The sequence below is a fragment of the Arthrobacter sp. AFG20 genome, assembly GCF_002892795.1.
GTDB lineage: Bacteria > Actinomycetota > Actinomycetes > Actinomycetales > Micrococcaceae > Arthrobacter.
Window position 1 is genome coordinate 133578 of sequence record NZ_PJMC01000003.1, and the last position, 24647, is coordinate 158224.

The following is a 24647-nucleotide window of genomic DNA, read 5'->3' on the forward strand; positions in this document are numbered from 1 at the left end:
ATGTCGTTCCGCTTTATTTCTGGCCGCCGTGCTGCGGTCATCCTTGCAGCATCCGGCCTGGCCTTCACCGGCAGCGTCGCAGCCAACGCCGCCAACGCTCCGGCCCAGCAGGCCAAGGCTCCGGCCGCCGCCCCCGCGACGGCCGGCCAGGTCCAGGCTCCCCTGAGCGCCGCCTCCAGCGTCAAGATCGAGTTTGAGCGCCCCGCGGTCAAGTCCGCTCCCGCTCCGGTGGTGGCAGCGCCCGTCGTCGAAAAGCCGGCCGTGAAGGAGGCTGCGGCACCTGCCGCCGCCCCCGTCGCCGCCGCCCCGGCTGCTGCGCCCGCCAAGGCTGCAGCTGCCCCGGCCGCACCCGCTCCCGCACCGAAGGTCACCGTCAAGGCTGCGGCTCCCGCGCCGAAGGCGCCCCTCAAGGCCGCGGCAGGCATCAATGCCACGATGCTGGCGTCCGCCTATGCCCAGATCGGCATCACGCAGGACTGCACCGCCATGGTGGAAAAGGCCCTCGGTGCCGCCGGCATCCGTGTGGGTGACCTCGCGCCGATGCAGTTCCTGAGCCACGGCCGGGTCGTTTCCACCCCCCAGCCCGGAGACATGATCGTGCAGTCCGGCCACGTGGCCATCTACGCCGGCGGCGGCAAGGTCATCAGCGGCGGCATGAACGGCATCAACGCCACCATGGCCCACCCGCTGTCCTGGCTCACGGCCACCGGCCCCGTCACGTTCGTGCGCGCGGCCTAGCAGAGCTGAGAAACCGCCGTGTTCCGCTGCCTTGGGGGCGGCGGAACACGGCCATCCCCAAGGTGCTCCCACCTTTCTCCAAGGAGGGTGGAACACACTGGCTATGCCTGATGAAAGACCGCAGTTCCGGCTGCGAGTCAGGATCGCCGGGTCCGGATTGTCCCCCATGCATTCCGGATCCGGTGCCTGCTTTAAGGGGGCAGAAGCTCCGCGGCATCTTCGCTTCAGCCCCTGACCGTGCGGTTCCGCCCCTGTGATTTGGCTTCATAGAGGGCGACGTCCGCGGCCGCGATCACCTCGTCGAGGTCAACGGTTGTCGCGGTGTAGGTGGAAATGCCGTAACTGACGGTCGGCATCCGCAGCAGTTCAGGGATGTGCTGCTCTGCCAGCCTCCTGCTGATTTCACTCGCAATGATTTCCGCAGTCTTGGGGCCCGCACCGGGAAGCAGGAGAATGAACTCCTCGCCGCCGTAGCGCCCGGCAACGTCCGTGGACCGGACCGATGCGCTGCACGCCTGGGCAAAGGCCCGCAGTGCAAGGTCGCCCGCCGCGTGCCCGAAGGTGTCGTTTACTGACTTGAAGTGGTCCAGGTCTGCTAGGATCAGCGAGCCGCCGCTGTTGGCGGCCTTGCTGCGTTCCAACTCCTCGGCCGCCGCCTCCAGGAAGGCCCCGCGGTTCAGGAGGCCCGTCAGCCCGTCTTGGGTGGCGACCGTTCGCAACGCCCGGGTCTGCTGCTCGGTGCTCAGCCCCGCCATGCTGAAGGAGACCACCACCAGCAGCACCATCGTGACCATCGTGGTCACCGCAGACCCGAAGTAGGTCGCAAAGACGGGACCGTTTGGCCCTTCGATGAGGAACACCACCAGACGGCATAGGTAGAAAAATGCCACTCCGCCTGCCGCGATGGCCATGGGGATCCTGACCCGGGAGTACCCGGGTTCCAGCCGCCACAGCTCGTGCGAAGCCAAGCCAATCAGCACAGCCATGGACGCCAGGAAGACGGCACCGCCGGCCCACGTATTGGATCCCGGATTGTCGACCGCGGCGGTGGCGCCCACGATCACCGGCAGCGCGACGGACAGCCAGATGTTGGGCCTCAGGTTCCGGAGGGAACGCGCGCCGGCCCAGACGCCCGCCGCGCCGGACACGAGCAGGACATCCCCCAGCGGATTGGCCCAGACCTGCTGGGGCGTGCCGTTGAGGAGGAAGGCCGCCGAGCCGGAAAGGAACAGGAGCAGGGCGGCGCACCACCAGGCGCTATAGGGCGAGCGGGTGCTGCGGAAGGTTGAAAAGTAGAACAGCAGCGCCAGAATCAGGGCCATCGCCGCGAAGGCAACCCGCAGTGTTGCCGTGTCTAGGATCATTCCGTCCCCTTGAATCCGATCCAGTGCAATCCAGTATCGCACCGGGATCGCCCGGGGTCCCGCTGTGCCGCAGAGAATTTTCTCAGTACGACACATTTGTCTGACATCAGTCACGAATTGGGCCGCCGCGGCGCTCCGGTGTCAGCATTATTGAATGCTTGAGGCAACAAAAGATCCCGTATCCGCTCCCTCGGCCACGGAGGCCGACGCCGCACCCCTGAACCCGGCCCTCGCCGCGGAAGCCAGGATTGCGCGCGTCGCGGTGACCGTCTTCCCCCTCCTGGTGCTCGCAGCCGGCGTTGCCGGGTTCCTGCTTCCCGGCGCCTTCAAACCCCTCGGCCCGGCGGTCCCGTACCTTCTGGGAATCATCATGTTCTGCATGGGCCTGACACTGACGCCGCCGGACTTCGCGGCCGTTGCGCGCAGGCCGTGGGCCGTGGTGCTGGGCATCGTGGCCCACTACGTGATCATGCCCGGGGCCGGCTGGGCGATCGCCACCCTCCTCCATCTGGAGCCCGCACTCGCCGTGGGCCTGATCCTCGTGGGCTGCGCACCCTCCGGCACCGCCTCCAACGTGATGGCGTTCCTGGCCAAGGGCGATGTGGCCCTGTCCGTCGCCGTCGCCAGCGTATCCACTCTCCTCGCCCCGGTGGTCACGCCCGTCCTGGTGCTGTTCCTGGCCGGTTCCTTCCTCACCATCGACGCCGGCGGCATGGTGCTGGACATCGTCAAGACCGTGCTGCTGCCGGTGATCGCGGGCCTGCTGGCCCGGCTGTTCCTCAAGAAGCTCGTCGCGAAGGCGCTGCCGGCGCTCCCCTGGGCATCCGCCGTCGTTATTTCCCTTATCGTGGCTGTGGTGGTGGCCGGAAGCGCCAGCAAGATCCTGGCTGCCGGCGGCATTGTGTTCGTGGCCGTGGTGCTGCACAACGGATTCGGCCTCGGGCTCGGCTACCTGGCCGGCAAGCTGGGCCGCCTGGACGCCAAGGCGCGCAGGGCCCTCGCGTTCGAGGTCGGCATGCAGAACTCCGGCCTCGCGGCAACGCTCGCCACCGCCCACTTCACCCCGCTGGCGGCCCTGCCCTCAGCAGTCTTCTCGCTCTGGCACAACATCTCCGGTGCCATCGTCGCTGCCTGGCTGGCCCGGAAGCCCCTGCCGGAACACAAGCCATCGCAGGAACAGCGGAAAGCCTAAACAGCAGCATTAACCGCGAGTTCCCTGTCGGCCGGTTCACCGGAGTCAGCAGGGGCAAATCCGCTCACGGGCCGCGGCAGCCCGTAGTGCTCACGGAGCGTGTGCCCCGTGTACTGCTGGCGGAACAGCCCGCGCGACCGCAGGATTGGGATGACGTGGTCCACGAAGGCGTCCAGGCCCGAGGGCAGCACCGGCGGCATAATGTTGAAGCCGTCGGCCGCGCCCTTCTCGAACCACTCCTGAATGGCATCCGCCACCTGCTCGGGCGTCCCGGAGAAGGTGCGGTGCCCTCGGCCGCCGCCGAGCCTGCCGATGAGCTGCCGGACGGTAAGCCGCTCGCGCCGGGCGAGTTCCACGATCAAGGTGTACCGGCTCTTGGCCCCCTCAATCGCATCCTCCGAGGGGAGGTCCTCGGGCAGTTGCGCATCAAGCGGCAGGGATTCGGGCGAGACCCGGAGGACGCCGGCCAGCTGCTTTCGTGCGTGCTCAGGATGGATGAGCTCATCGAGTTGCTTCTCCAGCCGCCGCGCCTCGTGCTCGGTGGAGCCGATGACCGGAACAATGCCGGGCAGGATCTTGATGTGTTCCGGGTTGCGGCCCACGGCGGCCGTCTTCCGCTTCAGGTCGGCATAGAAGCGCTGCGCCTCGGCCAGTGTCTGCTGCGCGGTGAACACCGCCTCGGCGTAGCGGGCGGCGAAGTCCTTGCCGTCTTCGGAAGAGCCGGCCTGCACGATCACCGGGTGGCCCTGGGGTGAACGCGGCACGTCCAGGGGACCCTGGATCCGGAAGTAGCGGCCGGCGTGGTTGACGGCGTGGACGCGTGAGCTGTCACCCCAGACCCCGGCCGCCTTGTCCCCCACCGCGGCGTCGTCTTCCCAGCTGTCCCAGAGCTTCCTGGCGGCATCCAGGAACTCGGCGGCTCGCTCGTAACGGCGCCAGTGTGCGGGCTGGTCCTCCAGCGAGAAGTTCCGCGCCGCGGCCTCGCCGGCCGTTGTCACCACGTTCCAGCCGGCCCGGCCGCCGCTGATGTGGTCCAGCGAGGCGAACCTGCGTGCCAGGTTGTAGGGATCGTTGTAGGTGGTGGAGGCGGTGCCGATCAGCCCGATCCGTTTGGTCACGGCGGCGATGGCACTGAGCAGGACCGTCGGCTCGAGGGTCCCGTAGGGGCGCTGCCGCACGTCGCCGTGCAGCACGGGCGAGTCGGCGAAAAAGATCGAGTCGAAGGTGCCGCGTTCGGCGGTCCGGGCGAGCTGCTGGAAGTGTGCCACCTGCGTTCCGGCGAAACTGTCGCTCTCGGGCAGCCGCCAGGACGCCTCATGGTGTCCGGTGCTCATCAGGAAGGCATTCAGGTGGAGCTGGCGTGCGCCGCCGGCTTTGGCAGTGGTGCGTTCAGGCATGATCTGGTTCCTTGGGTTGGGAGGGGGCGTTGCAGGTCAGGCGGTCCGGGATCCGACGGCGGTCCGCCAGCGGGAGAAGTGGCGTTCGACGCCGACCAGCAGGTAGTTGACCAGCAGGCCGAGCAGGGACACCGTCAGGATGCCCGCGTACATGTCCGGGATAAGGAAGCTCATCTGGGAATTGACGATCAGGTAGCCCAAGCCCGCCTTGGCACCTACCATCTCGGCGGCGATCAGGACGAGGATGGAGGATGTGCCGGCCATCCGGATGCCCGTGAAGATGGTGGGCACGGCGGACGGAAGGATCACTTTCTGGAACAGCTGGAAGTTGGACAGCCCCAGTGAGCGGGCGGCCCGGACCAGCAGCGGGTCAACGGTCCGGACGCCGGCGATGGTGTTCAGCAGCACGGGGAAGAATGCCGCGTAGGCCACGATGCTGATCTTCGAGGTCTCCCCGATGCCCAGCAGCAGCGTGAACACGGGTAGCAGGGCCAGCGCGGCCGTGTTCCTGAAGACTTCCAGCAGCGGGTTGAGGAAACGGTCGAGGGCGCCATACCAGGCCACGAGCAAGCCGAGGGCTACAGCCGTTACGACGGCGATGCCGAAGCCGCTGGCGGACCGGCTCAGGCTGGCTGCGAGGTGGTTTTGCAGCTGGCCGTTTCCGATGAGTGTGCCCAGTGCCTCGAGCACTTCGTGTAGGGGTGGAAGGAAAACTCTCGTCGATGCCGGAGCGAGGTAGGTGGGTCCCAGTTCCCAGAGCAGCAGGAACAGGATGATCGCACCGGCACCCCACACGGCTTTTCCGCCCTGCCGGACGTACCGGCGCAGCGTGGCCGCCGGTGTCTTGCCGAAACTCGGACTCAGCACCGGATTTCGCTCCGTCGTTGCCTTCCCGGCCGCCGCCGCGGGATCTGTCTGCGTTTCCGTTTCCTTGGTCAGTGTTGGCGTGCTCATCAGGCTGCCTTTCCGGTGGTGATGGTCCTGGTTTCGTCCGGGGCCGTTCCGTCGGGCTGGATCTTCGCGTGGCCGGCTTCCTGGGCACGGCGTACCTCGTCATGCAGCAGCGACCAAACCTTGTGCCGGTGTTCCACGAAGGCAGGGTTGGAGCGGACATCCTCGTCGCCGGAGCGGGCTCCCAGGTCGATGTCCACGATTTCCTTGAGCCGTCCCGGCCGGGAGCTGAGCACGGCCACCCGCTGGCCGAGGTACACGGCCTCGTCGATGCCGTGGGTGATGAAGATGATGGTCTTGCCCGTGGTGGCCCAGATCCGGAGCAGCTCGGTCTGGAGTTGCTCGCGAGTTTGGGCGTCCAGTGCGGCGAACGGTTCATCCATCAGCAGGATGTCCGGCTCGTAGGCCAGGCTGCGGGCGATGGCCACGCGCTGTTTCATGCCGCCGGACAGCTCGTGGGGGTAACGGTCTTCAAATCCGCCGAGGCCCACCAGCTCAAGGTATTCGCGTGCCTTCTCGGCACGTTCCTTGCGACTGTAGCGCTTCCCGTCGCTGCCCACGCCTTCCAGTCCAAAGGACACGTTGGCGGCGGCCGTTCGCCAGGGGAACAGCGCATACTGCTGGAAAACGACGGCGCGGTCCCGGCCCGGGCCTGCCACTTCCCGGCCGTCCACCAGCACCTGGCCGGTGTCCGGCTTGGTGAGTCCTGCCAGGAGGTCCAGGAGTGTGGTCTTGCCGGAGCCGCTGGGGCCCACCAGGGTGATGAATTCACCTGCGGAGACGTCAAGGGAGATCCCGTCCAGGGCGGTCAGGACCGCCCCGTCCGGGTTGCCCTTGCTGGGCCGCACCGTGAACTTCTTGGTGATGTTTTGAAGGCTGATTTTCGGTATCGGCCCGGTTCCGGAGGTCATGGTGTGCTTCCCTTCAGCAGGTCGTTCAAGGCGTTTGGTGTCCACCATGAGAGCAGAGATGGACCACCGCCTGAAGGGCGCGGTCACGAGGGGAAACGGGGCGTAACCTGCCGGCCGGGGCCGCGCCTGGCGGCTCCGGGACGCGCAGGGACTCGCAAGGAAACAGTGCGTAACGGCGGGCGTCTTCCGATGACATCCGATGACGCATGAAGGCAGGAACGAACCGCGACGGCGGCTGATGTTGCGGCTGGCTACGGACCATGACGTGCGGGCGCCGTCCGTACCCAGCACGGGAGGCGGGCAGGGGCCAAGGCTGATTGTTACGCGGCTGCCGGTAGCCGGTTCTGGATCCCCTGGTTCCTAGAAGACGGGGATCTGCTCGGCAAAAACACCGGCGGCGGACAACACCTCGTTCAGCAGCAGCGCACCGTAGCCAAACAGGGTATTCCCGCTGAGTCGCTTCCACGGGGTCGTCTGCCCGGCCGCCTGGGCGTACGCGGCGATCCGGTCGATGAGCAACGCGACGGCCTGTTCGGCCTTCACCGATTCGGAGATGACCACCTGCGCGATGCCCCGCCTGGCCAGTTCCGCGATGGCTTGGTCCTCTTCTTCAGAGACGGGGAGGACGCCCACGATGACGCCGTCGGCACCGCCAGCCAGCATGAACTGCCGCCACGACGGGCCGAGCAGGATGACCGGCTGGTAGCCGTGCCGCGGAAGTATCGCGGCGGCGGCTGCGGCGAGCGCACGGTCCGGCGGCCATTCCAGGTCCTCAATGGCGATGGCCACCAGATCCGTCCGGCCGCGGCGCATGCCCCGCGCTGCCTGATTGGGCACGTACCCAAGATCGTCGACGGCGGCCATGACGCGCTCCTGCGTGGACGGGCTGATCCGGGTGGTGCCGCCGCTCCTGCCGGACAGCACGTAGGACACCGTCGTCAGTGAGACCCCGGCCCGTTCGGCAACGTCCCGGATGGTGGGGCCGGACATGCTTCTCACTGTCTTCTCCTATCGTTGCGCTCCGCACAGCTCCTGTTTGGAGGTGGTACATCACTCCGTGTGCGGATGTATTGCCTGGTCGTCGAGCTGCTCTGGGTCCCACGGCGGTTCGGCGGCCATGTCCACGCCTGTACCGGACGCGGACCTGGGCCCGACGCTCACATCGGTGGCGGGAAGGTGCGCCTGCCTGCTGATGCCCTCGCGGACACTCTCGACGGTTTCGTCGCCGAGCAGCGGGCCCGTGTAGCTGACGCTGAGCTGCCCGCCACGTGCCAAGGTGCTGTAGTTACCAAGCGCGTCCGACACGATGCCCTCCCGGTCCACAGCGGCCGACACTGCGCCGGGGTCGGCCGTGGCAACACTGAAGCGCAGGTCATGCACCAGGACGGGCAGGACATAGAAGTTTTTCACGCCCAGTTTTCCGGTGTCCTCCCCGGTGACTGCCCGCACAATGGTGCGTCCGTCGTCGGGAGTGGCAGTTGACGGAAGAGCCACGATGACCTCGGGGACCATCTGCTGCAGCACAGCGGGTTCGAGCACATCCGGAGAGACGTCGGACAGTGCGGTGCCCCGTGCCGCGGCGGCGGCGTCCAGCCGCTTGCGGATGCCGGCGACATCGGCATCCAATGAGGTGTGCACGGCGATGACAACCCTGCGCCGGACCATGGGGCCGTCATAGCTGACAACGGGCCGGCCGTTGCCCAGGTCCTGCCCTTCCTCGGCCTGCGCGAGGACCCGGTCCGCGGCGATGCCGGGGCTGCTTGCGGGCGGGGCGGGTGCCGGGTTGGCTGCCGGACTGGCCTGGCCACCGCCGGTGCAGCCAGCCAGGGAGAAGGCCAGCAGCACTGCCGGTGCGATCAGTAGCGTCCGTTTCATGTCACGTCCCCGCGGGGTAGGGCAGCTTGTACTTCGAGGCGAAGTACCCCTCGGGACGGGTTTCCAGCACGGGCTTGTCGGCGTTGATGGGGTCGTTATTCCGCAGATCACCCACGGAGAACTGGACCATCATGTCGTGGTCCTCGTGGACGAGGTTGTGGCAGTGGACCATGTACCGGCCGCCGACGTGCTTGCCGGTGTCGAACTGCATGAGGACCGTCACCGACTCGTTCTCGCCCGCGTAGAAGACGTCCTTCGGCCCGCCTTCCCAGGCGAACGGCTTGCCGCCGTTGGTGTTGCGGCCGATGATCTTGCCGTCGATCAGGTGAATGTGGACTGGATGGAACCAGCCGCCGGACTCGTTGACGATGGTCCACTGCTCCACCTGGTTGCGCTGCGGATTGGCGAAGCACCGGGTGAAGTTGGATTTTTCCACGGTGTCCCAGGTTTCACCGTTGATGGTCCATTCCCCGCCCTGCCGCTGGACACGGAGGATCCTCTTGGCCACGGCCATGTCCGGGGTCAGCGCCATGGTATCCAGCCCGCCGGTGGCCCTGGTGGGGTGCGGGCCGGGGTCCAGGGTGGTGGGGATGGAGGAGATTGAGTGGGAACCGGGCTGGGCTGCGGAATCAGCCACCACCTGGAACTTCATGACCTTGCCGGTGTTGGCGAAGTTCACGTTGTTCTTGTTGCTCAGGTTCCGCAGTTCCACGGACTGGCCCGGCTTGTACTTCCGGAAGTCGATCAGCACCTCGTAGCGTTCGGCCGTGCCCTGCCGCCAGGAGGACACCGCCTGCACCTTGGGGGTCATCCCGGCGTCGGTGCCCACCACGTGGAACGGGTCGCCGTTGGACAGGGCAAAGCGGTAGGAGCGGGTGATCGAGCCAACCAGGAACCGGAACCGGTAAATCCGCGGTTTGACCTTCATGGTGGGCCACGGCACCCCGTTGACCATGATGATGTCGCCCCACAGCCCGGCGTGGCCGTTGTCGTTGTAGCCGAGGGACCCGTCGGCGTTCAGCATCACGTCGGAGACCAGGATGGGCACGTCGAACTCGCCCTGTGGCAACTGCGCCTGCTCACCCGCGCTGGTAATGGCGTAGGTGGAGGCGAGGCCCGAGTACACGCCCTGCGCCGTCAGCATGTGGTTGTGGTCGTGGTACCAGAGCGTCCGCGCCGCCTGCCAGTTTGGATAGTGGTAGTTCTTCACCCTGCCCGGCGCGGTGCGGTCATTCGCGTACCCGTCGTACTGGGGCAGCGACGCCGAGCCGTGCAGGTGGGTAACCGTGTTGAAGGTGTTCGGGTAGAGCAGGCCAGTCGCGGGCAGTCGGTTGCTGATCCTCAGCTCCGTCCGGGTGCCCTGCTGCACCCGGATGGTGGGGCCCGGGAAAACGCCGTTGTACCCCGCAAGGGTGGTGCTGAGCCCCCGTGCGATCTGGGCCTTGCCCAGTTTCTGGTTCAGTGCATATTTCGCAAACGGCGTGCCGTCGCCGTCCCGGCCCGTGGCGTAGGGAAGCAGTTCCGGCGGCCGCCGGAAGACGGTGGTGAACGGAACCGGCATGTTCGCCGGGGCGAGCCTGCTTGGCGTGACAACCGTTGCCTCATTGTCGTCCGCACCCCGCCGGCCGGGCACACTGCCCGGGACACCCGCGATGGCTGGCCCTGCGGTTGATGCTGTGGCGGCGACAGCGCCGCCCAACAGGCTTAGTTTCAACACGTCCCTCCGTGTTGCTGCCATGACGTCCTCCCAGCTGGTTGTGATGGCTTCAGCGACGGCGTTGGCGCTGGCCATGTGTGGAAACACAGTCATGGTGCGCCGTGTGACTCCAGAAAACCTTGGGAAGAAGCGTCCGCGGGGTCCTGTCCCACCTGAATAGGTGGGAGGACCGCCGTCGGTACCCATCACGTTGCCGGGGCGTCCCTGTGGAAAGCACGGGCTACCCGGTGGCCCCACCCTCAAATCGGTTCCCGCGGCCACCCGCAGGGCCGGGACCCCCTAAGTATGGCCGCCGCAGACGCCGCGAATCCGGCCGGTCCCCGGCTATTCCCAACGGCCCCGCGGCAGACTGGCACGAGAAGTAAAGGAGCGTGGTCGCATGCAGGAGGAAGGTCTTAGGCGCCAGATCATGGGTGTGATCAGCCACGTCCTCAGTGACGAGGGCACGGACATGGACGTCCGGATGGCGCTGCTGCGGCATCTTGGCGAGAACCCCGGAAGCCCGGAACGGGCCCTGCTGGCACACCTTCGTGACCGCAAGCGACCGGGCACGGGCCCTGATCAAGGATCAGCCGTTGCAGGTCCCGTTTGACGTCGGCAGCAGCAGTTACCGCTTGCCCTTTTTCCGCGAACCGCGGCCCCGCCCCTTGTCCGGGTTGGGTGCGTAACGCTGGGCTACTTTCGGCTTCTTGCCGCCGGCCCCGGTGCCGCTGCCGCGAAGGTCCGGCTTGGGTGCCTTCTTCGGTTTCTCCTGCTGGGCCGACGGCTGCCGCGAGCTTTGCGCCGTGCGGCCGCGGACAATGCCGATGAACTCTTCAATGACCTCGTCGGTGGCGTCGCTGGGCCAGGCGAGCGCGATCTCTGTTGCCGGCGCCCCCGTGAGGCGGCGGGCCACAGTGTCCTCGGTGTTGAAATGCCGCGCCACGGACATGGGAAGTACCAGCAGGCCCGCGCCGGACGCCACCACCTGCAGGGCCATTTCCGGCCCGCCCAGTTCATCGGCGTCGAGGAAGTTTTCCTCCGCGAGGTCCTCCAGCGCCACGTCCTCGAACACGGTGATTTCGTGGCCCTTGGGCGCCACCACCACGGGCTGCTCCTCATAAAGGGGGATTACGTTCAACCCTTCGCGCTCCACCGGCAGGCGGACAAAGCTCAGGTCCGCCGAACCGTCACGCAGCACGGAAAGCTGCGTGCCGCCGTCGGACATGAACGAGTGCAGCGGAACGTGCGGCATCCGTTCCTCCCAGCGCCGGATCCACTTCCCCGGCGTCACGCCGGGGACGTAGGCAAAGCGGAGCTCTCGCGGGGACTCCGGCGGAGCCGGGACCAGGGTGGGTTCATCTTCAGCGGGCACACCTTCACAGTACTGCGGTCATCCTTGACTGCAGGCATCCTTGGTCAGGGGAGGCGGCGCAGCCGGATACCCTTAATACATGACCTCCGTTAACTCCCAGTCCATGAAGCCGGCCACCGTTGCCAAGAAGCTTGGCATCTACCTGCCGGCGACGCCCCAGGAGTTCCAGGATTCAACCATCACGCACGCGGAGTTCGCCGAGCTGCAGTCCAACCCGCCGGAGTGGCTGACTGAACTGCGCCGCAACGGCCCGCACCCCCGCCCGGTGGTGGCACAGAAACTTAACATTTCCATCAGCGGCCTTGCCCGCGGCGGGGTTGAAGAGGCGCTGACGACGGCGGAAATCACCGCACTGCTGCAGGCTCCCCCCGCGTGGCTGGTCGCCGAGCGCGCCACGCAGGCCGCCGTCCGCACCGAGGCGCAGCGGGTCAAGGACGATGCTGCCAAGAAGGCAGCAAAGAAGGCCCGCCAGGGCTGAGCCTGCCGGCCCTGCCCCCCGGCCGACGCCGCCCGGAGCCCGTTTTCCGGCCGCACCCTTGGGGAAAACCGGAATTCTGAACCCCCTGCTGTGGGGGCAGGTGGGGGTCCCACCCCTCCGCGGGGGGCACGTCTCGTGAAATTGCCGGACGCCGGGAATGCCAGCCCTGGCATGGGCAAATCACCCGCTTCCCCTCACGCCCCCCTCCATGTGGGGGCCCAAAAGGTGCGGCCAAGCTGGTGCCGCAGGCCGTTTGTGCCAGCCAAAATGCACAGCGTTTCCCCAAGGGGACTTATTGATTCTGTGATTGTGCGTGAAGGTCACGCACTCGGATCGATGAGGTCATCATGAAATCAGCACAAAGCGAGCCGGGAGCGCACACTTCTCGCCGTCCCGGCGCCCGCAGGGCCGGAGTCTTCGCCACCGTCTCGGCCGTTATCTGCTCAACCTCCATGTTCGCCATTCCCGCCGCCAGCGCGGCCGTACCCGCTTTCCCGGACAACATCGTGGTCTTCCCCGACCGGGACTTCGTCTCCATCGAGGGATACGAGGGACACGCAGGCGAAACCGCCACCCTCGAAGTCAAGCGTGCAGGAAAGATCATCGGTTCCGCCCAGGCAGCAGTCGACGCCGGCGGCGTCGCCTTCGAGGTCAACCACCCCGGCGGCGTCTGCTGGGGCGCCGGCACCGGCCTGAACGTCACCCCCGACATCCGTCCGGGCGACATCGTCTCCATGAGATTCGGCACGACGGCTGCCGGCGAAACGACAGTCCAGGACACCTACGTCACGGGCGACGCCGTACTCAGCGGCAGCACCGTCACCGTCAAGGGACACATCGGCGCCAACGTCAACCCCGCCCAGCTGGAACAGCGCATCATTGAACCGGCACTGAGAGACACGACTGTCGCCCGGCGGGACATTCGCACTGTCCCCGGTCCGATGACTCCCGCTCCCAAGGGCGGCTACTCTTCCAGCCTTCTGGTCACCGGCGATACCTTCACCGCCACCTACAACTTTGACTCCGCCGCCAACGCCGAAATCGCCGCGAACGCCGGGCTCGGCGAGCGCGCCATGGCCTGGGAACTCGAAGACGCCGACGCCAACCGGCAGGGCCTGACCATCGCCGAGTACGGCGAGCCCGGCGGCCCCGGCATGGGCGGCTGCCCCAACGGCCCCTTGCAGTCCGGCCCTCCTGCACCGACCAGCATCACGGCCGCAAAGGTTGCGGGCGGATTGAAGCTGAACTGGACGCCGGCGGAAGCCATCCCCGGCACCCCTGCCATCACCGGCTACCGCGCCGTGGCAGTGGGCAAGACCGAAACGAACGGCGAGTGGGTGGAGATGGGCAAGCGGATCTCCGGCCAGGCCGCCAGCGGCACGACGATTAGGGGCATGACTGCCACGGAAGAATACGACGTCTACGTGGTCGCCGTGAGCAGCGTCGGCGAGACCTTTCCGGCCGCCCACGCCATCCCGGTGACGGACACAACGGCTCCGACGGTATCCGCGACCCCGAACGGAGGCACCTCGCCGGTAGCCCAGCGGGTGACGCTTACCGCCAGTGAGGCGGGCAGCGACATCTACTACACCACCGACGGCACCGAACCTGTACAGTCCGGCGGAATGCTTGCGACTAACGTGGCCCACTACACCGGGCCGATGGACATCGCGGCCACCAGCACGCTGAAATTCGTCGCCTTCGACCCCTCCGGCAACGTCTCCGAGGTCGGTACCAGCGTCTTCACGGTCACCAACGATCCGGTGCCTTCGGCTCCGACGTTCGCCAGCGCACCCGTCGTAGGCCAGGGCACGGCAACCCTGTCCTGGACCGCCCCGAACCCTGGCGCTGCGGGCCTGACCATCACCGGCTACTCCGTTCAGGCCTACACCACTGACGGCACACCATTCGGTGCACCCAAGACGACTACCGGCGACGTCACGAGCCTCGTCTACGGCGGGCTCAACGGCGACACCGCCTACCAGTTCACCGTGCGGGCCTCCAACACCAACGGCATGGGTCCTGAGTCCACAAAGACGGCAGTCGCCACCGCCCAGGGCGCCGTCGTTGCCATTGCCGGACCCGACCAAAACGTTGTCCGTCGCACCACGGCCACGCCGGTGACCTTGGACGGCACCGGGTCCACGACCACCGGTGCTACCTATCAGTGGGAACAGGTCCTGAGCGGCACGGCCGATCCGAACGCGGTCACCCTGACCGGGGCCACTACGCTGAAGCCGACGTTCAGCCTTCCGGTCTTCCAGTCGCCGATGACCAACAACCCGCTCACCTTCAAGCTGACGGTCACGGCCGGCGGCGTTTCGAAGACGGACGAGGTCAAGGTTGTACCGGTTACGGACCGGGTAACCATCGGCGTCGCCCAGTGGAGGACCGGCGACCTCAGGATCGACGGCACCAGTTCCGTAGTCGGCGGCACCGTCACCATCCGCGTCGGCAGCGCCACCGGCAGGATCCTCGGCCAGGCAGCCGTCACCGCGGCTGCGGCACCGGCAACCGGCGGCGTCTACACCCTGCGGTTCCGCAACGCGGCAGCCGGCACCACCAACCCGGGCACCGTATGGATTGAATCCACGCTCGGCGGCACCGCAGGTCCCAAGGCGGTAGCCAACAAGTAAACAACCAGCATTAACCACCGGGTCCGGTGGCTGGCGGCATCAGCCGCCGGCCACCGGACCCGGTTGTGTTCCTGTCTACCTTTAAGAGCTGCTGGTGGCGTCCTGCACCTCGCCCACCAGTTCCTCGATGATGTCCTCGAGGAACAGCACACCGGTGGTGTTGCCGCGTGCGTCGAAGACCCTTGCCACGTGGGCACCGGTGCGGCGCATGGTCGCGAGGGCGTCTTCAAGCTCGCTGCCCCGGAACGTCGAGGCCAGCCGGCGGATCCGTTTCTCCGGCACGGGCCGGGTGAACTTCTCCGCCGTTGTCAGGTCCATGACGTCCTTCAGGTGCAGGTAACCGGAGGGGTCGCCGTCGTCGTCCGTCAGGATGTACCGGGAGTAACCGTGCTCGGCGACCGCCCGCTGGATGTCTGCCGGCGTCGCAGACGCCGGCAGCAGCACGATCTCGGCGATGGGCACCTCGACGTCGGCCACGGTCTTTTCGGTGAATTCGAAGGCTGCAGTGAGGGCACCGGTGTTGTCGGTCAGGACGCCTTCCCTGGTGGACTGCTCCACGATGTTTGCCACCTCGTCCAGGGTGTAGGCGCTGGTGGCCTCGTCCTTGGGCTGCACCCGGAACAGGCGAAGGATCGAGTTGGCGATACCGTTCAGGCTCCAAATGACCGGTTTGAAAACGCGCGCCACCATCACCAGCGGCGGGGCAAGGATGAGCGCAGCGCGGGTGGGGACGGAGAACGAGATGTTCTTGGGGACCATCTCGCCGAGGACCACGTGCAGGAAGGTCACCAGCAGCAGCGCCGCCACGAAGGCGATGATTCCGATGGCTTCCCCGGACAGGGCGGTCAGGCCCAGCGGGATCTCCAGCAGGTGGTGGATGGCCGGCTCGGAGACGTTAAGGATCACCAGCGAGCAGACGGTGATGCCCAACTGGCTGGTGGCCAGCATGAGCGTGGCATGTTCCATCGCCCAAAGGGTGGTCTTCGCGGCCTTGCTGCCGGCCTCCGCCTTCGGCTCGATCTGTGACCGGCGGGCGGAGATGACGGCGAACTCGGCGCCGACAAAGAAGCCGTTGACCACCAGCAGGACAACGAGCCAGATGATGCCCGGAAGGTACTCACTCATGGGTCGGCTCCTGCGTAAGGTTGTCGATGATCCTGTCGTGCGCGCTCTTGGGTGGCTCTGCCGATTCCTCCGGCGTGAATTTCAGGCGCCCGACGTGGGTGCCGGCCACCCGCTCCACGCGGAGCGTCCCGCCGTCGATGGCCACCTCGTCGCCGAGTTCCGGGATGCGGTCCAGCCGGTCTGCGACGTAACCGGCCACGGTGTCATAGTCCTCGCCGTCGGGCACGGCGATGCCGGTCCGGTCGAGGAGCTCATCGGGGCGCAGCGAGGCATCGAAGGTGATGGACCGTCCGGTCCGGACCACGCCCACGCGGGCCCGGTCGTGCTCATCCTCCAGCTCGCCGACGATCTCCTCCACCAGGTCCTCCAGGGTGACGATGCCGGCCGTTCCGCCGTGCTCGTCGGAGACGATGGCCACCTGGAGGCCCTGCTTGCGGAGCAGCACCAGGAGGGAGTCGACGCCCATGGACTCGGGGACCATGAGCGGTTCGATCATGAGGTCCGCCGCGAGGACGCTGGCGCGCTCCTCGAGGGGCACGGCAAAGGCCTGCTTGACGTGGAGCACGCCGAGCACGTCGTCCCGGTCCCGGCCGATGACCGGAAACCGCGAATAGCCGGTGGAGCTGGCCAGAGCGATGGTCTGCTCGGCCGTGTCATCGGTGTTCACGGCGGTCATCCGCACGCGCGGGGTCAGAACGTCCGCTGCGCTGTGCTCGGAGAAGCGCAGCGTCCGGTGCAGCAGGGCCGCGTGGTCCAGGTCGAGGACACCTTCCAGCGCGGAGCGGCGCACCAGCGAACTCAGTTCCTCGGCGCTGCGGGCCCCTGACAGTTCCTCTTTGGGCTCGATCCCAAAGGACCTGATGATGGCGTTCGCCGTGTTGTTGAACAGCAGGATGACGGGCTTGAACACCGCAGTGAAGAGGGCCTGGAACGGCACCACCACCTTCGCGGTGGCCAGCGGCAGGGCCAGGGCGAAGTTCTTGGGAACCAGCTCGCCGATCACCATCGAGAAGATGGTGGCGATGAAAATCGCAACGACGGCACCCACCCCGGGCACCAGTCCTTCCGGGAACCCGGCCGCCGTCAGCGGACCGCCCAGCAGCTTGCTGATGGCAGGTTCGAAGGTGTAACCGGTCAGGAGGGTGGTGAGGGTGATGCCCAGCTGCGCACCGGAAAGGTGCGTCGAGGTGATCTTCAGGGCGTTGATGGTGGGGGCAAGGCGTTTCTCACCCCGGGCCTGGCGCGATTCCAGGTCGTTGCGGTCAAGGTTGACCAGGGCAAACTCGGATGCGACGAAGAATCCGGTGCCGACTGTCAGGATCAGGCCGATCCCGATCATGATCCATTCATTCATTGGGGGCGCCCCTCTCCCGTGCCAACCGGCATGCCGGTCAAATGAGGGAGGGGCCAGGGCATATGTGAAGGAGGGTCGTCCATAGTGCCCTCCACTATATCGGGTGTTTCTTAGCGGCCCATTTCGACTCCATTCCCGCCCGGCGGGGACGCCGGTCGTTCCCGATGGCCGCCGAACAACGAAACGATCCAGTCCGCGGCCTTACAATACGAGCGAAGGCAGCCAGCGAACAGGAACAGTGATGGCCGAGGCAACAATAGACTCCGCGATGGCCGAAGTGGCCGCGCTCCAGGATCCAAAGGTGCGCGAGGCGAACCAGAAGCGCGGCGATGACCACGGAGTGAACCTGTCCGCGTTGCGCGCGGTCGCGAAGCGGCTGAAGACTCAGCACGAGCTCGCCCGTGAATTGTGGGCTACGGATGACACCGCCGCCCGCTTACTGTCACTGTTGATCTGCCGGCCGAAGGCATTCGAGCTGCAGGAACTGGACGTCATGCTGCGCCAGGCCCGCGCCCCCAAGGTGCATGACTGGCTGGTGAACTATGTGGTGAAGAGGAGCCCGCATGCTGAACAACTCCGCGTCGCCTGGACTGACGACTCGGACCCGGTGGTCGCTAGCGCCGGCTGGGCCCTGACCACGGAGCGGGTCGCGAAAAAACCAGAGGGCCTCGACCTGTCCGGGCTTCTGGACACGATCGAAGCCGAAATGAAAGGCGCCCCCGAGCGCCTGCAGTGGGCCATGAACCACACCCTGGCACAGATCGGCATCGAGCACCCAGACCACCGGACCCGGGCCATCAACATCGGCGAACGGCTGGAAGTGCTGAAGGACTACCCGACCCCACCGAACTGCACGTCGCCCTTCGCGCCGATCTGGATCAACGAGATGGCAGGCCGGCGGGGCGAAGCCTGACGACGCTCTTCGCCTGCGCCGCTTGCCGTCCTGCCGCACCGGTTGAGCCCGGCACGTAATCTGGCCGCACCCCTTGACCGTGATTCCCGTCACTGCTTTACTAAATGAACTTCATTCATTTACATCCGGCACCACGGACCGGGACTCGGGTAAGCCCTGACGTCCCGGCGGGGCTGTGGCACTGACGGCGTTGCCACCGCTTCCCTCCACCTGCGGTGTCCATGAGCGGGCTTTTGCTTGTTCTCGTGCCCTTCATGCCGCCGCTGCGGCGGCCTCAACGCTTAGGAATCCCATGAGCTCAGCCTCTGACACGCAGACCCCTACGGACGGGAGGCGGCCCGCCAGCGAGACCGGAAGGGCGGGCAACGGCTGGCGCCGGGTGCTTGGCGTGCCCTCCCTGGTTCTGCTGGGTCTGGTCTACATGGTGCCCCTCACCATATTCAGCACCTACGGCATCGTCGTCGAGCTGACAGGCGGGCGCCTCTCCGCGGCCTACGCCGCCGCCCTGGTGGTCATGCTCTTCACCGCCCGGTCCTACGGCCGGATGGCCCAGGCCTTTCCGTTCGCTGGATCCGCCTACACCTACGCCACAAGGTCATTCGGCGCCGGCCTGGGCTTCATGTCCGGCTGGTCCCTGCTGCTGGACTATCTGCTCCTGCCGATGATCAACTATCTGCTCATCGGCATCTACCTGAATGCCGCCTTCCCGGCCGTCCCCGCATGGCTGTTCATGGTCGTATCCATCGCAGCCGTGACCGCACTGAACATCCTCGGGATCACAGCGGTGGCCAGGGCAAACTTCGTGGTGGTGGGGCTCCAGGCTCTCTTCATTGTGCTGTTCGTCGGACTCGCCTGGGCCTCCGTCTCGGGGGCGGGAAAGCTGGACCTCCTTGCGCCGTTCACCGGAGTCGACGGCGCCGAAGGCTTCTCACCGATCCTTGCGGGGTCCGCGATCCTGTGCCTGTCCTACCTGGGATTTGATGCCGTCTCAACCTTTGCGGAGGAGGCAAAGAACCCGCGGCGGAGCATTCCAAAGGCCATCATGCTGACCACCATCCTGGCTGGGCTCATCTTCCTGGGGCTGGCTTACATCAGTCACCTCCTGCTTCCCGTCGGCGCCTTCTCCAACACGGACGCCGCGGCTATCGAAGTGGTAGGCGCCGCCGGCGGCAACCTCCTGGTCGCATTTTTCACCGCCGCGTACATTGCGGGAAGCCTCGGGTCGGCGCTGACTTCGCAGGCCTCGGTTTCGCGAATCATCTACTCGATGGGCCGGGGCCGCGTACTGCCTGCGGTCTTCGGCCGCCTCCATCCGCGGTGGGGCACCCCCGTGGTTCCGATCATCGTCACGTCGGGAATATCTCTACTGGCCCTGATCCTCGACCTGACGACCGTGTCCTCTCTGATCAGTTTCGGGGCCCTTGTCGCCTTCTCGGTGGTCAACCTGTCCGTCATCAAGCACTACTTCATCGACCAGAAGAACCGCGGAGCCAAGGGCCTGCTGCACAACCTCCTGCTCCCGGGAGCCGGCTTCGTGCTGACACTGTGGCTCTGGACCAGCCTGAGCGGGCTCTCGTTCTCGCTTGGCCTCTCGTGGGCAGCGCTGGGTCTTGTCTACTTGGCCTGCCTCACCGGGGGGTTCCGCCGCCCAACGCCGCATCTCAAGCTCGAGGAGGCCTGACCGGGGACCTATTTCGCGGCGACAGCCAGGAACCGGATGGGCAGGTCCATCAGCTCCAGTGGACCGTGCGGGCCTTCGCCGTCCAGGAGCAGGGAGTCGCCGGGCTCCATCGTGTATTCGTACGCGCCGTGCCCGTAGATCATTTTTCCCGCAAGCATGTAGATGAACTCGGTGCCGGGGTGCTGGAACAGCGGGAAGACATCGGATGCATCAGTGAGCGTCACCAGGGTCGGTTCGAGGGCGTCGGTCCGGCCCTTAAGAGTCCCCAGCACCCGGTATTCGTGCCCGTGCTGGGTTCCGCTGCGAACTGTCAGGCTGCCTTGCCCGTTCTTGGTGAAGGTGGCGTCCCGGTCCGTGTCCGCGCCGCGGAACAGTGCGGTGACCGGAATTTTCAGCCCGTCGGCCAGGCGCTGCAGTGTGGTGAGGGAACACGATGTGCTGGCGGTTTCAATCTTGGAGATCATCGCCTTGGACATGCCGGTCCGTGAAGCCAGTTCCGACGCGGAGAGCCCGTTGGCCGTCCGGTAATGGCGGACCTGGCCGGCGATGATCCGTTCCAGCTTGCCCGCCACGCCGTCGTCGCTGTTCTCCGCGGCCATGTCCCTCGCTTCGCCAGCCTGATCCGTCATCAAGCCATCATAGGCGGAGCCTGCAGGTCGGATCCGAGCACCCGGGCCGCTCCCAGCAGGCCTGCGAGGGTTTCCGCCAGCGCCGCCGCACCCGCCTCGGCGTCGGTATCCTCCACGAGTTCCTCGGGCGAATGCGAGATCCCGGTCGGGTTCCGCACGAACAGCATGGCAGTGGGGATGTGCCCTGCCAGCACGCCGGCGTCGTGGCCCGCCCCGGTGTCCAGCACCGGTGCTTCCGGGAGCATCGCCTGGAGATGGTCCCGCAGGCCGGCGTCGAAGTGCACGGTGGGACTCAGGGATTCGACGCCGAACGTCACGCTGCAGTTTTCCTCCGCCGCCAAGACCTGGGCATTCAGGTGGATGGACTCCACCAGGGCAGCGGTCACCTCGTCACGCGGATGACGGACGTCGATCCACATGTCGGCGCGGGAGGCGATGACATTGGTCCCGCCGGGCACGGGCTGGAGCCGGCCCACGGTGGCCCGTGCGTCCCGGTACTTGGCGGCAGTGTCGCGGATGCCGATCATGATCTTCGCCGCTGCAATCATGGGATCCCTGCGGTCCTTCATGAGGGTGGTCCCGGCGTGGTTGCCCTGGCCGTGTACCGACAGTTTCCACCGGCCGTGGCCCAGGATCGAGGAGCCGATGGCCACAGGCTGGCCGAGATCGGCCAGCCCCCTCCCCTGCTCGACGTGCAGCTCCACGAACATGCCCAGCTGGCTGAGCGTCTTGTGGTCGGCACCGATGAAGCGTGGGTCCTGTCCGTTCGCGGCGGCGACATCTGCATACGTGTTGCCGTCCGCGTCCTTCAGGTTGCGGGCCTTGTTCGGGTCCAAAGCGCCGGTGAGCAGCCGTGACCCCATGCAGGCGACCCCAAAGCGCGAGCCCTCCTCCTCCGGGAAGACGGCAATGGCCAGCGGCCGCCGCGGACGGAACCCGCGGTTTTTCAGGATGTCGACGGCGACGAGTGCGGACGCAACGCCCAGCGGCCCGTCGTACTCGCCGCCCCCGGGCACCGAGTCCAGGTGGCTGCCGGTAACGACGGCGTCCCGGCGGGTTCCGGTTGCCGTGTCCCACCAGGCCCAGATGATGCCGTTCCCGTCCGTGTGGACATCCAGTCCGCGCCGTTCAGCCTGCTCGGTGAACCAGCTCCGGAGCTCGGCTTCGGCGGAGGAGAACACCGGCCTGGAGTAGCCGCCGCGGGCGGCGTCAGCGCCGACGTCGGAAATGTCGCGCAGAAGACCGGCTACGGTAGCGGTTGCAGGTTTGGTCGCAGAGGAGGTCATTACTTCGCTCCGGGGATCCAGCTGGTGCCGGCGAGCGGAACCCGGGCCATGGCCGACGCCTCGATGGTGAGGGCCACCAGGTCCTCCGGCTCGAGGTGGCGCAGGTGCGACTTTCCGCAGGCCCGGGCGATGGTCTGGGCCTCCATGGTCAGGACGCGCAGGTAGTTGGCCAGGCGCCGGCCGCCCGCGATGGGGTCGAGCCGGGACGAGAGTTCCGGGTCCTGGGTGGTGATGCCGGCGGGATCCCGGCCGTCCTGGAAGTCGTCGTAGAAACCGGCCGCCGATCCCATGGCCGCGTATTCTGCGGCGTACCGGGGGTCATTGTCGCCCAGCGCAATCAGCGCTGCCGTGCCGATGGCCACCGCGTCGGCCCCGAGGGCCATGGCCTTGGCGACGTCGGCGCCGGTGCGGATGCCGCCGGAGACGATGAGCTGGACCTTGCGGTGCAGGCCGAGTTCCTGGAGCGCCTGCACCGCCTGCGGGATGGCCGCCAGCGTGGGGATTCCCACGTTTTCGATGAAGACCTGCTGCGTTGCGGCGGTGCCGCCCTGCATGCCATCGACGACCACGACGTCAGCTCCGGCCTTCACGGCCAGGGCGGTGTCGTAGTAGGGCCGGGACGCGCCGATCTTGACGTAGATGGGCGTCTTCCAGTCGGTGATCTCGCGGAGCTCGCCGATCTTGATCTCCAGGTCGTCAGGCCCGGTCCAGTCCGGGTGGCGGCTGGCGGAACGCTGGTCGATGCCGACCGGCAAGGTACGCATGCCGGCCACGCGCTCGGTGATCTTCTGGCCGAGCAGCATGCCGCCGCCGCCGGGCTTGGCGCCCTGGCCGAGGACCACTTCGATCGCGTCGGCCTTCCGGAGGTCGTCAGGGTTCATGCCGTAGCGGGAGGGCAGGTACTGGTACACGAGGTGCTTGGACTGGCCGCGCTCCTCGGGGGTCATGCCGCCGTCGCCCGTGGTGGTGGAGGTGCCCACCTCGCTGGCTCCGCGGCCCAGGGCCTCCTTGGCGTTGGCGGACAGGGCGCCGAAGCTCATGCCGGCGATGGTCACCGGCGTCTCCAGGTGCAGGGGCTTGGAGGCGTAGCGGTCGCCGAGAACGACGTCGGTATCGCACTTTTCGCGGTAGCCCTCCAGCGGGTAGCGGGACATGGAGGCGCCGAGGAACAGCAGGTCATCGAAGTGCGGGACCTTGCGCTTGGCTCCCCAGCCGCGGATGTCGTAGACGCCGGTGGCGGCGGCGCGCTGGATATCGGCAATGGTGGCGCGGTCAAAGGTGGCCGATTCGCGCAGGCCCAGTTCTTCGACCTGCCGTGCGGGGGAGGCGGCCGGAGCGCCCTGGGTCAGGGAGGTGGTGGTCATGGCGTTGTCCTTTTAGTAAGACGTCGAGTTGTGGACGCTGAAGTGGTATAGGTTCCGCGCCGAGCCGTAGCGCTTGAAGTCTGCGGGGTTGTCGGGGCGGCCGGCGGCGGCGAGCAGCCCGGCGAGTTCTTCCAGGTGCTCGGCCTTCATCGGCTTCTCGATGCAGTCCGCGCCGAGGGAAGCAACGGTTCCCTTCACGTAGATGCGGGCCTCATAGATGGAGTCACCGAGTGCGTCCCCCGCGTCGCCGCAGACCACGAGCCGGCCGGCCTGCGCCATGAAGGCGGACATGTGGCCAATGTTGCCGCCCACCACAATGTCCACGCCCTTCATGGAGATTCCGCAGCGGGCTCCGGCATTGCCGTCGATCACCACGAGTCCGCCATGGCCGGTGGCCGCGGCCGACTGGGAGGCGTCACCTTTTACATGGACCTTTCCGGACATGATGTTCTCGGCGAGTCCGACGCCGGCATTGCCGTTGATGGTCACCTCGCCTTTTTGGTGCATCCCGGCAGCGTAATAGCCGACGTGGCCGTTGATGGTGACAGTCGCCTCGGCGTTGATGCCGACGGCGAGGCTGTGCTTGCCGCCCGGGTTTTCGACGATCCATGACTGCCCGTCGACTGCGCTGTGCAGTGCCTGGTTTAGGTCGCGGACCGGGCTGTCGGCCAGGTCAACGCTGAAAGAGTCAACCGCAGCGCTTTCCTGCGCTGCTGCTGTCGGGGCCTGTGTTTTGGGGGCTGTCAGAGTGACCATGTGTAGACCTTTCCGGGTTCCGGTTCAAAGATGTGGGCAGTTTCGATGCCGGGCAGGGCCGCCAGGGCACGGTATTCGGAGGCCATGGCCACGTAGTCGTCCGTTTCGGCGATGATGGCCGGCTTGCAGGCGATGGGGTCGCGGACCACTGCCATGCTGTCGGCGGTGGTGACGACGAGCGTGTAGAAGCCGTCGAAGACCTTGCCGAGATTGGTCAGGGCCTCCTCCAGGGTGTCGCCCTGCTTCAGGCGGGAGGCGATGTAGCGGGCGCCGACTTCGGTGTCGTTGTCGGAGTCGAACACCACGCCTTCGCGCAGCAGGTCCCGCCGGATGGTGGCGTGATTGGAGAACGAGCCGTTGTGGACGAGGCACAGGTCGTCGGCCACGGAGAACGGGTGGGAACCGCCGGCGGTGACGGCCGACTCCGTGGCCATCCGCGTGTGGGACAAGCCCTGGCTGCCGGACATGGCCTCCAGCCCGTGCTCGGCGGCGATATCCATCGGATGGCCCACGCTCTTCATGACGGCTACGTGTTCACCGCGGCCGATGATGGTGGAGTCCGGGAGGGTTTCGCGCACTGCCTTTGCGAGTAGCTCGGTGTCGACGGCGGAGCTCACGAAGGTGGTATCGCCCACCACCTTGACTGCCGTTCCGGCAGAGGCGGGCAGCAGATTTTCCAGCGCCGCGGCGATCCCCGACGTCGGCAAGCCCTGATCCTTGCCCAGCAGGCTCAGTGTGGAGGTATTGCCGGAAACGAGGCCCGGGGTGTCGTAGACGGCGAGGCCGGCGGAGTCCGGGCCGCGGTCCACGATCTGGCACATCATCGAGGACAGGAGGCTGCCCATCCGGGGGTGCAGCAGGGGGTTGCGCAGCTGCAGCGCGGCGATTCCGCACATTTCAGGGTCCTTTGCTAGGTGGGCTGGTTC

At 66.8% G+C, this 24647-nt stretch carries 22 protein-coding genes; 7 read left to right on the forward strand and 15 right to left on the reverse strand.

Annotated elements, in window-relative coordinates:
• Positions 1 to 738, forward strand: coding sequence for an NlpC/P60 family protein (locus CXZ05_RS04275; RefSeq protein ID WP_102971379.1), 738 nt, complete (start codon positions 1 to 3; stop codon positions 736 to 738).
• A gap of 224 nt (positions 739 to 962) precedes the next feature.
• On the opposite strand, the gene CXZ05_RS04280 is transcribed toward CXZ05_RS04275, so the two are convergent.
• Positions 963 to 2102 carry a diguanylate cyclase gene (locus CXZ05_RS04280; RefSeq protein ID WP_102971380.1) on the reverse strand — a complete coding sequence of 380 codons (1140 nt, stop codon included), beginning with the start codon at positions 2100 to 2102 and terminating at the stop codon, positions 963 to 965.
• 154 nt (positions 2103 to 2256) lie between these two features.
• Here CXZ05_RS04280 and CXZ05_RS04285 point away from each other — a divergent pair, with 154 nt between their 5' ends.
• Positions 2257 to 3294, forward strand: a complete 1038-nt coding sequence (locus CXZ05_RS04285) for a bile acid:sodium symporter family protein (protein WP_102971381.1) — start codon at positions 2257 to 2259, stop codon at positions 3292 to 3294.
• Here CXZ05_RS04285 and CXZ05_RS04290 read toward each other — a convergent pair.
• From CXZ05_RS04290 to CXZ05_RS04315, 6 genes are all read right to left on the reverse strand, one after another.
• On the reverse strand, positions 3291 to 4691 hold the full coding sequence (locus tag CXZ05_RS04290) for an LLM class flavin-dependent oxidoreductase (RefSeq protein WP_102971382.1): 1401 nt from the start codon (positions 4689 to 4691) through the stop codon (positions 3291 to 3293). The two genes, CXZ05_RS04285 and CXZ05_RS04290, sit on opposite strands and share 4 nt — an antisense overlap.
• Positions 4692 to 4727: 36 nt before the next feature.
• Positions 4728 to 5645, reverse strand: a complete 918-nt coding sequence (locus CXZ05_RS04295; RefSeq protein WP_102971383.1) for an ABC transporter permease — start codon at positions 5643 to 5645, stop codon at positions 4728 to 4730.
• Complete coding sequence (locus CXZ05_RS04300) at positions 5645 to 6553, reverse strand: ABC transporter ATP-binding protein (RefSeq protein WP_102971573.1); 909 nt, start codon at positions 6551 to 6553, stop codon at positions 5645 to 5647. The genes CXZ05_RS04295 and CXZ05_RS04300 overlap by 1 nt, the downstream gene beginning before the upstream one ends.
• Positions 6554 to 6913: 360 nt before the next feature.
• The gene (locus CXZ05_RS04305) at positions 6914 to 7543 is read right to left on the reverse strand and encodes a LacI family DNA-binding transcriptional regulator (RefSeq protein ID WP_258006456.1); all 630 of its coding nucleotides are present in this window, start codon (positions 7541 to 7543) and stop codon (positions 6914 to 6916) included.
• A gap of 60 nt (positions 7544 to 7603) precedes the next feature.
• Complete coding sequence (locus CXZ05_RS04310) at positions 7604 to 8428, reverse strand: hypothetical protein (protein ID WP_102971385.1); 825 nt, start codon at positions 8426 to 8428, stop codon at positions 7604 to 7606.
• Between the two features lies 1 nt (position 8429).
• Positions 8430 to 10238, reverse strand: coding sequence for a multicopper oxidase family protein (locus CXZ05_RS04315; protein WP_102971386.1), 1809 nt, complete (start codon positions 10236 to 10238; stop codon positions 8430 to 8432).
• A 286-nt stretch (positions 10239 to 10524) separates the two neighbouring features.
• Here CXZ05_RS04315 and CXZ05_RS04320 point away from each other — a divergent pair, with 286 nt between their 5' ends.
• A complete protein-coding gene (locus tag CXZ05_RS04320) occupies positions 10525 to 10737 on the forward strand; it encodes a hypothetical protein (protein WP_102971387.1) in 213 nt (70 codons plus the stop codon).
• Positions 10738 to 10752: 15 nt separating this feature from the next.
• Here CXZ05_RS04320 and CXZ05_RS04325 read toward each other — a convergent pair whose 3' ends face one another.
• Complete coding sequence (locus CXZ05_RS04325) at positions 10753 to 11499, reverse strand: substrate-binding domain-containing protein (RefSeq protein WP_180987269.1); 747 nt, start codon at positions 11497 to 11499, stop codon at positions 10753 to 10755.
• 79 nt (positions 11500 to 11578) lie between these two features.
• On the opposite strand from CXZ05_RS04325, the gene CXZ05_RS04330 reads away from it, so the two are divergent.
• Complete coding sequence (locus tag CXZ05_RS04330) at positions 11579 to 11977, forward strand: DUF5997 family protein (RefSeq protein ID WP_102971388.1); 399 nt, start codon at positions 11579 to 11581, stop codon at positions 11975 to 11977.
• A 347-nt stretch (positions 11978 to 12324) separates the two neighbouring features.
• The gene (locus CXZ05_RS04335; protein WP_102971389.1) at positions 12325 to 14613 is read left to right on the forward strand and encodes a fibronectin type III domain-containing protein; all 2289 of its coding nucleotides are present in this window, start codon (positions 12325 to 12327) and stop codon (positions 14611 to 14613) included.
• Positions 14614 to 14694: 81 nt separating this feature from the next.
• On the opposite strand, the gene CXZ05_RS04340 is transcribed toward CXZ05_RS04335, so the two are convergent.
• Positions 14695 to 15738, reverse strand: a complete 1044-nt coding sequence (locus CXZ05_RS04340) for a hemolysin family protein (protein WP_102971390.1) — start codon at positions 15736 to 15738, stop codon at positions 14695 to 14697.
• Positions 15731 to 17092 carry a hemolysin family protein gene (locus tag CXZ05_RS04345; protein ID WP_102971391.1) on the reverse strand — a complete coding sequence of 454 codons (1362 nt, stop codon included), beginning with the start codon at positions 17090 to 17092 and terminating at the stop codon, positions 15731 to 15733. The genes CXZ05_RS04340 and CXZ05_RS04345 overlap by 8 nt, the downstream gene beginning before the upstream one ends.
• Before the next feature lie 241 nt (positions 17093 to 17333).
• On the opposite strand from CXZ05_RS04345, the gene CXZ05_RS04350 reads away from it, so the two are divergent.
• Both CXZ05_RS04350 and CXZ05_RS04355 read left to right on the forward strand, forming a co-directional pair.
• Complete coding sequence (locus CXZ05_RS04350) at positions 17334 to 18005, forward strand: DNA alkylation repair protein (protein ID WP_102971392.1); 672 nt, start codon at positions 17334 to 17336, stop codon at positions 18003 to 18005.
• A gap of 292 nt (positions 18006 to 18297) precedes the next feature.
• A complete protein-coding gene (locus CXZ05_RS04355; protein ID WP_102971393.1) occupies positions 18298 to 19686 on the forward strand; it encodes an APC family permease in 1389 nt (462 codons plus the stop codon).
• 8 nt (positions 19687 to 19694) lie between these two features.
• On the opposite strand, the gene CXZ05_RS04360 is transcribed toward CXZ05_RS04355, so the two are convergent.
• The 5 genes from CXZ05_RS04360 to CXZ05_RS04380 are packed head-to-tail and all read right to left on the reverse strand — an operon-like array spanning position 19695 to position 24617.
• Positions 19695 to 20315, reverse strand: coding sequence for an XRE family transcriptional regulator (locus CXZ05_RS04360; protein WP_102971394.1), 621 nt, complete (start codon positions 20313 to 20315; stop codon positions 19695 to 19697).
• Positions 20315 to 21601, reverse strand: a complete 1287-nt coding sequence (locus CXZ05_RS04365; protein ID WP_102971395.1) for an allantoate amidohydrolase — start codon at positions 21599 to 21601, stop codon at positions 20315 to 20317. Before CXZ05_RS04365 ends, CXZ05_RS04360 begins: the two co-directional genes overlap by 1 nt.
• Positions 21601 to 22965, reverse strand: coding sequence for an FMN-binding glutamate synthase family protein (locus CXZ05_RS04370; RefSeq protein WP_102971396.1), 1365 nt, complete (start codon positions 22963 to 22965; stop codon positions 21601 to 21603). The genes CXZ05_RS04365 and CXZ05_RS04370 overlap by 1 nt, the downstream gene beginning before the upstream one ends.
• 12 nt (positions 22966 to 22977) lie before the next feature.
• Positions 22978 to 23721: a protein glxC gene (locus CXZ05_RS04375; RefSeq protein WP_102971397.1), complete on the reverse strand. Its 744-nt coding sequence runs from the start codon at positions 23719 to 23721 to the stop codon at positions 22978 to 22980.
• On the reverse strand, positions 23709 to 24617 hold the full coding sequence (locus CXZ05_RS04380) for a glutamine amidotransferase (RefSeq protein ID WP_102971398.1): 909 nt from the start codon (positions 24615 to 24617) through the stop codon (positions 23709 to 23711). The genes CXZ05_RS04375 and CXZ05_RS04380 overlap by 13 nt, the downstream gene beginning before the upstream one ends.
• Positions 24618 to 24647: the final 30 nt, after the last annotated feature.